The organism is Streptomyces recifensis (genome assembly GCF_002154615.1).
Lineage (GTDB): Bacteria > Actinomycetota > Actinomycetes > Streptomycetales > Streptomycetaceae > Streptomyces > Streptomyces griseoluteus.
On sequence record NZ_MUNH01000280.1, the window covers coordinates 1 to 1779 of the forward strand.

At 72.1% G+C, this 1779-nt stretch carries 4 protein-coding genes; 1 reads left to right on the plus strand and 3 read right to left on the minus strand.

Annotation, left to right across the window (positions count from 1 at the left end; all coding sequences use genetic code 11):
* A partial coding sequence (locus tag CCN33_RS16500; RefSeq protein WP_140394566.1) for an NUDIX hydrolase occupies positions 1-513 on the minus strand: 513 nt, incomplete at its 3' end.
* A complete protein-coding gene (locus tag CCN33_RS16505) occupies positions 510-1082 on the minus strand; it encodes an NUDIX hydrolase (RefSeq protein WP_086694365.1) in 573 nt (190 codons plus the stop codon). The genes CCN33_RS16500 and CCN33_RS16505, both read right to left, overlap by 4 nt.
* Before the next feature lie 412 nt (positions 1083-1494).
* Between CCN33_RS16505 and kdpF (CCN33_RS16510) the strand changes: the two genes are divergently transcribed.
* Entirely contained in the window at positions 1495-1584 is a 90-nt protein-coding gene (kdpF, locus tag CCN33_RS16510; RefSeq protein ID WP_009326374.1) for a K(+)-transporting ATPase subunit F, read from the plus strand.
* A gap of 105 nt (positions 1585-1689) precedes the next feature.
* Here the strand turns inward: kdpF (CCN33_RS16510) and kdpF (CCN33_RS16515) are convergent, their stop codons facing one another.
* The gene (gene kdpF, locus CCN33_RS16515; protein ID WP_009326374.1) at positions 1690-1779 is read right to left on the minus strand and encodes a K(+)-transporting ATPase subunit F; all 90 of its coding nucleotides are present in this window, start codon (positions 1777-1779) and stop codon (positions 1690-1692) included.

Sequence of the window (1779 nt, forward strand, 5' to 3'; positions counted from 1 at the left end):
GGGGACGATCTGGAGCCGGTCGGCCGCCGGGTCGTGGGCGACCGGGTCGCCCGGCCGCTGGAAGTGCACGGCCAGGTGCTCCCCGGCCCGGTACGCGTCCAGGCCGGCCCGGCAGTACGCCACCGTCGCGGCGGGCAGCGCGTCCAGCGGGACCCAGGTCATGGCGTCGCAGACGTCCGGCTCCATGACCCGTGGCTCACCCGCCCACCGACGCACCTCGAAGAGGAAGCCGACGCGGGCCGAACCGCCGGGCCCGCGATGGTGGACGGTGACGGCCGCGCGCACGTCGGCCCGGTCGATGACGACACCGGTCTCCTCGCGCGCCTCCCGGATCAGCGCGTCGACCACGTCCTCGTGCGGGCCGTCCAGGTGGCCGGACGGCAGATGCCAGAGCCCGGCCGCGTACACCGCCCCGGCCCGGCGTGACACCAGTACCTCCGGGCCGGCGCCGGTTTCCCGACGCAGGATCAGATGCACGTCGACCGGCACGGTGTGCCGCTGGGGGGCGCTCATGCCGGGCCCCAGCCCGACTCCGAGTAGGTACGGCCCGCCCGGATGCCGTCGATGGCCGTGCGGGCGTAGGACACGAGCGGTTCCGGCAGCGCGTCCGGGTCCCACCAGCGCCAGGCGAGGCACTTGTCCGGCTCCCTCAGCCGCGGTGTCCCGCCCAGGCGGCGGGCGCGGAAGACCAGTTGCAGGCGCGGGCGCGCGCTCGGTCCGTCCAGCAGGTGCACCACATGGGCCAGCTCCAGGTCGACGGGGTCGATCACCAGCCCGGCCTCCTCGTACGCCTCCCGCACCAGGCACGCGACGGCCGACTCCCGCTCGCAGTGCCCGGCCAGGAAGTGCCAGGTGGACCCCGCGAAGGCCGCGTCCGGGTGGCGCAGCCCGAGCAGGACACGGCCGCCGCCGTCCTCGGCGTACAGATGGACGCCGACGATGTTCAACTCGGTACCGCCCCCCTCCGGTGCCTTCGAGAAGACCTGCCGGGGAACACGCAGCCCATCGGTACCGGTCGACTCCGCGGCGGCGTACGGCTCCGGGCAGGCCGGTTGGGCGGAACCGGGGGCGAACGTACTCATGTCGTCGATCTCCTCCATCCGAGCGGGAAGTGAACTGGTGCTCTAAAAACGCGCCGGACACCGGCCTCGTCACGGCTCCGGCGAGGCAATTTCCGGAACGCGTGTTCCCGTCCCCCGCTCGGCCCGGCCCGCCAAGGGTCGCCGTTCTCAAACTCGTTCGATCGGGGGAAGCGCACGCCCATCGCCGCGCTCGCCGCGCGCCCCCCGTCAGGAAGCCGTCAAGGCCGAGCCCCTGCCCGTATGAGAGGCGTCAACGTGGGGCCCCGACCCCCTGGAGCAGGGGTTTCCTCGAAGCGTTCCCTTTCGACCCCAGTCCGTTCAGGAGACCCAAGATGGCCGACCTGGCCTTCGTCGTCACCGTGCTCGCGGCCTTCGCGCTGGTGGCACTCGTCGCCAAGGGGGTGACGAAGCTGTGACCGCCGAGAACGTCGTCGGCCTGGTCGTGGCCGTCGCCCTGCTGGGCTATCTCGTCCTCGCCCTGATCTTCCCGGAGAGGTTCTGAGAACAGACATGGGTTCCGTACTCGCGGGCGCGTGGACGAGGGCCAGCGCGCCGATGAGGGCGAGGAGCTGGAGCACGCCCGCGAGTACGGAACCCATGTCTGTTCTCAGAACCTCTCCGGGAAGATCAGGGCGAGGACGAGATAGCCCAGCAGGGCGACGGCCACGACCAGGCCGACGACGTTCTCGGCGGTCAC